The sequence below is a fragment of the uncultured Veillonella sp. genome (assembly GCF_938010505.1).
In the GTDB taxonomy this organism is placed as follows: Bacteria; Bacillota; Negativicutes; order Veillonellales; family Veillonellaceae; genus Veillonella.
Window position 1 is genome coordinate 1 of sequence record NZ_CALLVP010000151.1, and the last position, 7,891, is coordinate 7,891.

General features: G+C 43.5%; 6 protein-coding genes and 1 riboswitch. All 6 genes read left to right on the top strand.

Going from position 1 to position 7,891, the window contains the following annotated elements:
• Positions 1 to 31 precede the first annotated feature (31 nt).
• Positions 32 to 208, top strand: a riboswitch (cobalamin riboswitch).
• Positions 209 to 498: 290 nt separating this feature from the next.
• The 6 genes from Q0507_RS09380 to Q0507_RS09405 all read left to right on the top strand — a co-directional run bounded on the left by Q0507_RS09380 (position 499) and on the right by Q0507_RS09405 (position 7,854).
• Positions 499 to 2,661: a methylmalonyl-CoA mutase family protein gene (locus tag Q0507_RS09380; RefSeq protein WP_298715382.1), complete on the top strand. Its 2,163-nt coding sequence runs from the start codon at positions 499 to 501 to the stop codon at positions 2,659 to 2,661.
• A gap of 4 nt (positions 2,662 to 2,665) precedes the next feature.
• Entirely contained in the window at positions 2,666 to 4,855 is a 2,190-nt protein-coding gene (gene scpA, locus Q0507_RS09385; protein ID WP_298715384.1) for a methylmalonyl-CoA mutase, read from the top strand.
• Positions 4,848 to 6,101 carry a methylmalonyl Co-A mutase-associated GTPase MeaB gene (gene meaB / locus Q0507_RS09390; protein ID WP_298715386.1) on the top strand — a complete coding sequence of 418 codons (1,254 nt, stop codon included), beginning with the start codon at positions 4,848 to 4,850 and terminating at the stop codon, positions 6,099 to 6,101. The genes scpA and meaB overlap by 8 nt, the downstream gene beginning before the upstream one ends.
• 327 nt (positions 6,102 to 6,428) lie before the next feature.
• Positions 6,429 to 6,686: a hypothetical protein gene (locus Q0507_RS09395; RefSeq protein WP_012864960.1), complete on the top strand. Its 258-nt coding sequence runs from the start codon at positions 6,429 to 6,431 to the stop codon at positions 6,684 to 6,686.
• A 161-nt stretch (positions 6,687 to 6,847) separates the two neighbouring features.
• Positions 6,848 to 7,453 (top strand): MotA/TolQ/ExbB proton channel family protein, encoded by a 606-nt coding sequence (locus Q0507_RS09400; RefSeq protein WP_298715390.1) that lies wholly within the window; start codon positions 6,848 to 6,850, stop codon positions 7,451 to 7,453.
• On the top strand, positions 7,450 to 7,854 hold the full coding sequence (locus Q0507_RS09405; RefSeq protein WP_298715392.1) for a biopolymer transporter ExbD: 405 nt from the start codon (positions 7,450 to 7,452) through the stop codon (positions 7,852 to 7,854). The genes Q0507_RS09400 and Q0507_RS09405 overlap by 4 nt, the downstream gene beginning before the upstream one ends.
• Positions 7,855 to 7,891 lie beyond the last annotated feature (37 nt).

Genomic DNA, 7,891 nt, shown 5'->3' on the forward strand with positions numbered 1-7,891 from the left:
TGCATATTGTTACACTATATTGGACTTAGAACAACGAATATAGAGAATAGGTGTCGCAAGACTTAATAGAGAAATCGGTATAAGCCGATGCGGTCCCGCCACTGTAAGGACGAGCCTGCTTTCATATATGTCACTGGAGAAATCTGGGAAGGCGAAAGCGAGGTGATGAACCCGAGCCAGGAGAACTGCCTATTTGATAATCACCGTTATGTACCTACGAGCGATAGGAAGGGGATTGGGGTATGCTGGCTACAGTGTTTTTTAGTGTACCTTTCAATAAGAAACCTTACGTGTCACTCTTGGTGGCACGTTTTTTGTTGCCATTTTAGAGTGAATGTTAAGTGTATGAGTCAGGCTTTATAGATATTAGACTGATGGACACATTTTGAGGTTGATGTGGTCCAATACGGTAAAGCTCGTGTGATTCATATATCTAACAATTCGCAGGTACGGTGCGCTGTTTTCGGTATGGTTTCGAGTTGAAAAGGAGGCACATATATGTCTGACAAAAAGACTTCAAAGGATGCTGAACGCGATCTATTAGCACCTGTATCCTTTGATGAGTTTAAGAAACCTACGTATGAACAATGGCAGGCCGAGGTTGAAAAAGCGTTAAAAGGTGGCGACTTCCATAAGAAGATGTTCACTAAAACCTATGAAGGGATTACGTTACAACCAATTTACACGCCTGCATTGCATGGAGAAAAAATTCCAAAGGGTGTATATCCTGGAGCAGGTGAGTTCCTACGTGGCACAAAGGCAAGTGGTTATATTAAGGAGTCTTGGGGCGTATCCCAATACGTAGATGATTCCTTGCCTAAAGATGCCAATCATGCAAGTTTATACGAGATTGTAAAAGGTGGTTCTATCCACAACATTCGTCTTGATGAAGCAACACGCCATGATCAAGATGTGCAAGTAGGCGCATCTGTTGGTATCGGCGGTACATCCTTATCTACTATGGATGACTGTAGCCAATTGATTGAGCGCTTCAATTTGAAGGAAAATCCTTTATACATTGAAACTGGTGCTTCTGCTGCTATTTTGCTCGGTATGTTGGCAGCGACTGTGAAAGGCTCTAAAAAACAGACTTCCGACTTGAAAGGTCTCGTTGGTGCAGACCCTGTTGGCGTTTGGGCTAAAGATGGTGCATTGCACATTTCCTTAGATACAGCCTTTGATGAAATGGCACATACTGTTGTATGGGCTAAAGAACAAGCTCCAGAACTTAAAACAGTACTCGTATCTGGCGATGTATACGCTAATGGCGGCGCGAATGATGTGCAGGAGGTTGCTTATGCATTGGCAACAGCAGTTTGTTACGTACGTCAATTAGCACAACGCAACATCGATATTCACACGATCGCTAAGAGCATGATGTTCACATTCTCCATGGGTGCAAACTTCTTCATGGAAATCGCTAAATTGCGCGCATTGCGCGTACTTTGGGCGCGCATCATGGAAGCATTCGGTGCTGAAGAAGCTGACCGTGCAGTTCATGTACACGGCAGAACATCTGCTTTCACAAAAACTGTATACGACCCATATGTAAACTTGTTGCGTAATACAACACAAGCATTCTCTGGCGTTGTAGGCGGTTTGAACAGCCTTGAAGTATCTCCATTCGACCAACCAATTCGCAAAGCGGACGATTTCTCTCGCCGTATTGCCCGTAACATCCAAGTTATGTTGCAAACAGAATTCGAGTTGCGTCAACCTGTGGACCCTGTAGGTGGTTCTTGGTACGTGGAAACTTTGGCTGCTGAATTATGTGAAAAAATTTGGGCTGAGTTCCAAACGATCGAATCTAAAGGCGGCATCGTGGCAGCTTTGAAAGAAGGCTATCCACAAGCTCAAGTTAAAGCTATTCTTGATGAACGCTTCAAAAACCTTGCATTCCGCAGAGATGTGGCTGTAGGTAACAACATGTATGCGAACATGACAGAAGAATTGCTTGATCCAAAACCAGAAAATCAAGAAACATTACGTCAAAAACGGGTTTCTCAAATTGAAGAGTACTTGGCGAGTGCGGAGCCAGATGCTGTTGTAAAAGCACAGGCTACCTTAGAAGCTAGCACTACAGAACCGGGCGCTTTGATTGGCCTTATCGAACTCGGTGCATTGCAAAAATTGACAATCCGTCAAATCCGTAAGGCTTTAGATGCTGGCGATATTTCTTCTGAAACTATTGAGCCAATCACTGCACATCGCTGGACTGAACAATTTGAAGCACTTCGTATGCGCACTGAAAATTATAAACAACGTACGAAAGACAATGTGAAGGTATTCTTGGCTAATATGGGCCCAATTCCTCAACATAAACCTCGTGCGGACTTCTCCACAGGCTTCTTCGAAGTAGGTGCTTTTGAAGTTATTAAAAATGACGGCCATGAAACAACGGCTGATGCTGCGAAGGCTGCTCGTGAAAGTGGTGCGGATGTTGTGGTTATCTGTTCCACAGATGATACATATCCAGAATTGGTACCACCACTCGCTAAAGAATTGAAAGAAACTATGCCGAATGTAACGGTTATTTTGGCAGGGGCACCTCCTAAGGACCTAGAGCCTGTATATCGTGAAGCTGGCGTAGACGACTTCATTTCCGTTCGTGCAAATTGTTACGAAATCTTGAATACGTTACAAGATAAGAAAGGGATGTGAGCTCATGTTTAAAAATCCAGACTTCTCCTCTCTTGGCTTGGGATCTCAGACAGCAACATCTCGCGATGCATGGCTTGCTGAACTTCAAAAAGAAACAGGAAAAAGCTTTGAAGATTTATATAATACAACAATGGAGCAAATCCAACTAAAACCTCTCTATACAGAGATGGATTACGAAGGGATGACACACCTTGACTATATGGCTGGTGTACCTCCATTCTTGCGTGGACCTTATTCCACAATGTACGTAACTCGTCCTTGGACAGTACGTCAGTACGCTGGTTTCTCCACTGCGGAAGAATCCAATGCGTTCTATCGTCGTAACTTGGCAGCGGGCCAAAAAGGTTTGTCTATTGCCTTTGACCTTGCTACACACCGTGGCTATGATTCTGACCATCCTCGCGTAGTAGGCGATGTTGGTAAAGCGGGCGTTGCGGTAGACTCCATCCTCGACATGGAAATTCTATTCTCTGGTATCCCTCTTGACCAAATGTCCGTATCCATGACAATGAACGGCGCCGTATTGCCTGTTATGGCATTCTATATCTTAGCTGGTGAAGAACAAGGCGTTGATAAAAAGGTTATGGCTGGTACAATCCAAAATGATATCTTGAAAGAATTCATGGTACGTAATACCTATATTTACCCTCCAGCTACGTCCATGCGTATCATCGGTGATATCTTTGCGTACACATCTCAGTATATGCCTAAGTTCAACAGTATCTCCATTTCTGGCTATCATATGCAAGAAGCGGGTGCTACTGCGGATATCGAATTAGGTTATACATTGGCCGATGGTCTCGAATACATCCGTACCGGTGTTAATGCAGGCCTTCACGTAGATAAATTCGCACCACGCTTGTCCTTCTTCTGGGCAATCGGTAAAAACTACTTCATGGAAGTGGCAAAAATGCGTGCGGCTCGTATGTTGTGGGCTAAGATTATTAATAGCTTCGGCTCTGATAATCCTAAATCCATGGCACTTCGTACACATAGCCAAACATCTGGTTGGTCTCTTACAGAACAAGATCCGTTCAACAACGTGGCTCGTACATGTATGGAAGCGATGGGTGCGGCGTTGGGCCATACTCAGTCTCTACATACAAATGCGCTTGACGAAGCTATTGCGTTGCCTACGGACTTCTCCGCACGTATTGCGCGTAATACTCAGCTTTACATCCAAGACGAAACTAAAGTATGTAAGGTTATTGATCCATGGGGCGGTTCCTACTATGTAGAGGCATTGACAGATGAATTGATTCGTCGCGCTTGGGGTCATATTCAAGAAATCGAATCCCTTGGTGGTATGGCGAAAGCGATTGATACAGGTCTTCCTAAGATGCGTATCGAAGAGGCTGCGGCTCGTCGCCAAGCTCGTATCGACTCTGGTCGTGAAGCGATCATCGGTATCAATAAATATCGTCTAGATAAAGAAGATCCATTGGATATCCTCGACGTAGATAACACGGCTGTACGGGAAGCGCAAATTCGTCGTCTCGAACAATTGCGTGCTAACCGAGATGAAGAAAAAGTTCAATCCTGTCTCGAAGCAATCACAAAGGCTACTGAATCTGGGGAAGGCAACTTGCTTGCTCTTGCACTTGAAGCCGCTCGTGCTCGTGCATCTTTGGGTGAAATTTCCTTTGCTGTTGAAAAAGTTTGTGGCCGTCATAAAGCGGTTATTCGCTCTATTTCCGGCGTATATTCCAGCGAATATGAAGATGACGATGTAATCAAAGAAGTACGTCAAATGGCTGATGATTTCGAAGAACTCGAAGGTCGTCGTCCTCGTATCATGATTGCTAAGATGGGCCAAGACGGTCATGACCGTGGTGCCAAAGTTATTGCTACATCCTTCGCGGACATGGGCTTTGACGTGGATATCGGACCTTTGTTCCAAACTCCAGAAGAAACAGCACAAGATGCGGTGGATAATGACGTTCATATTGTCGGATTTAGTTCTCTTGCGGCGGGGCATAAAACATTATTGCCTCAACTTGTAGAGGAACTCAACAAGCGGGGCCGTGGAGATATTTTAGTTGCCATCGGCGGCGTAATCCCTGCTCAGGACTATGAATTCCTACGCGAACATGGCGCAGTGGCTATCTTTGGCCCTGGTACAGTTTTGCCAGTAGCGGCGAAAAAATTACTAGAATCATTGACTAGTCACGTTCAAGACGAGTCTCATGACTGATAATAAACGGCCTACTCCGGATGAATTGCGCAATACACAGGATGCTACTTTTACCACTGGTGAAGGTAAGGCGCCAGAATTAGGTGTAAAAAACGCAAGCACCGAGGGTAGTACCTACCGTCCCGACTGGGTGCCAGAAGATGCGAAAAAAGATGATACCTACGCGTGTCACGTGATGAAAGGCGTCAAGGAAATGCACGACGGCCTCTTATCTAGCTCCGCTCATCTGGCTCCAGCGGTACGTCCCGTACAGCGGCGAAAGAAATTAACTGTCGCTGATTATGTACGCGGTATCGAGCAGGGGGACCGCGTTATACTTTCACGGGCTATTACATTAGTAGAAAGTAATAATAAGGACCATTTCAAACTAGCTCAACAAGTATTACAAGGTGTATTGCCTCGTACAGGTAAGGCATTGCGCATCGGTATTACTGGTGTGCCTGGGGCTGGTAAAAGTACATTTATTGAAGCCTTTGGTAACATGCTCATTGAAGCTGGTTACAAGGTTGCCGTACTTGCCGTAGACCCTACGAGCCAAGTCACAAAAGGCAGTATTTTGGGTGATAAAACGCGGATGGAAACGTTGACAAAACATCCAGAAGCGTACATTCGTCCATCGCCGGCTGGTGGTACGCTAGGCGGTGTGGCTCGTAAAAGTAGAGAGACGATGCTACTTTGCGAGGCTGCTGGGTATGATATCATTCTCGTTGAAACCGTTGGGGTTGGGCAAAGTGAAGTTACTGTGCGTTCCATGGTAGACTTCTTTATGCTCATCGTATTGACTGGTGCAGGCGATGAATTACAAGGTATCAAAAAAGGCGTTATGGAACTTGCCGATGCTATTGTGGTCAATAAGGCTGATGGGGATAATCTCAAACGAGCTCTCATTGCCCGCAGCGACTACGATCGGATGTTGCACTACATTCGTCCAGCTACGGAAAAATGGAAGACCCAAGCCTACACATGTTCAGCTGTTACGAAGGATGGCCTAGACGAATTATGGGATGTCATCCAAGAATTTGCTGAACAAGGTAAAGAAAATGGCGTATTCTTAAAACGCCGTCAAGAACAATCCCTCCGTTGGGTACGCGATATGATTGACGAACACTTGCACAACCTATTCTTTAACAATGTAGTCATTCAAGGTCGTATGGGCGAAGTCGAAGCCGCTGTCTTAGACGGTGAAATGAGCGAATCTCAAGCCGTTGAAGAATTAATTGGCGTGTTCGATAAGTCTTTGCAATAAGTAGATCGGTAAATACATATTGTATTGCTAAATACATATTAGATAAGCCGGCATAACTTATCTTAATACGAACTCTGTTAGCAATCGTATGTATTTCGATATAATTAAAGATGTATTTGTAAAAGGCATAGTATCAATTTCACTGTTGGATTTAGATCAATAGTAGTTGTATACTATGTCTTTTTCTCTGTCATAATAACTAGTTCTGATTAATTGTCTAATAAAAGATGATTAATATATAAGTTCATCTTTTTAAAATGCAAAAGTCAGTGTATAATTAAGTTATAATATTTATTTATCGTTTAATATTACGAGAGGGGCATTCAAATGAACAAAAAATTATTATTACCTGTAGGTGTAGTTGTTCTAATTATTGGTATTGTGATTCTATTATTAAATCCAGATCCATCGGCGGCTAATTTGGAAATTGCGAGAAACGCTACAAATGCTCAAGCGGCAGCAAAGGCGATTTCTGAGAATAACCAATCTTACACATTGTGGTATTCTATCGGCATGTTCTGTAGCGGTTTAGGAATTGCACTGTCAGTAGGTGGCTTCATTGTAGGCTTTATTAAAAAAGACTAATCTATTTAGGAACGCATAAAAGGCTGTACTAGAATGTATATCATTTCTAGTGCAGCCTTTTTGCACTTTAGTTTTGCGCTCCCTATCTGTTTTAGAGGGGATAAAACGTGGTATAATTAACCCGGATAGAGCCTAAAGGTATGTGGCTTTTGGAGGTTAGTATGAGTAGTATAGCGCATTTATTTGCAGCTGGTGGATTTGTTATGTATCCGCTAGTGATTTTTTTACTGTTTACCTTGATGATTGGCATTGAACGTATCTTTTTATATCGCAAGTTTACAAAGGATTTGCGCCGTTTTAATAAGGTCTTAGAAAAGAACCAATCTTGGATTATGTTACCAAGTGTTTTGGAACGTGATACAGAGGAACTTGGTTCTTTATTTGCCCGTGCTATCCGCAGTGCAAAGAATTATAATGGCTTGGAAAACCGCCTTCAAGATGTAGTGTCGTACGCTGATGAACGTTTAAAACGAGGCCTTAGTTGGCTCAGTATGGTTGTAACAATGGCTCCGTTGTTGGGCTTGTTGGGGACGGTCCTTGGCATGATTCGTGCATTTGCTGTGGTAGGTGGCGATATTGGGGCCCCAACTATTATTACAGGTGGTGTTTCTGAGGCCTTAGTGGCAACGGCTACAGGTTTGACCGTGGCCATTATTGCGCTTGGCTTTCATAGTTACTGTGCGGCAAAGGTCAACGATTCTGTGGCGACATTAGAACATGAGTGCGGTAATATCCTTGATGCGTACAATGAGGAACATGATATATGAGACGACGCACATTAGGGGTTAAAAAAGAGCCTACCATCATGATTATTCCCATGATTGATATCGTATTTTTCTTACTCGTATTCTTCATGGTAGGCACGCTGTATATGAATACAGAGCAACAAATTCCGCTAAATTTACCATCTGCATCGACGTCTACGGCGAAGTCTATCGAACCTATCACCATCACCTTGACTACAACGCACACGCTATATATTGATAATCAGGAAATTTCTTCGAATCGTTTGGCGCAAGAGGTCAAATCTATCGTTACACAAGCGCCTCAACAAGCTTTTGTTATCCGCGCCTCAAAAGATGTGTATTATAACGAGGTTATTGAACTTTTGGATATGCTCAAGGTGAACGGTGCTAAATACATTAGCGTCGCTACGGAACGGAAGTGATTCCATGTTTGAATCACATTATCTGAAACCTTTTATT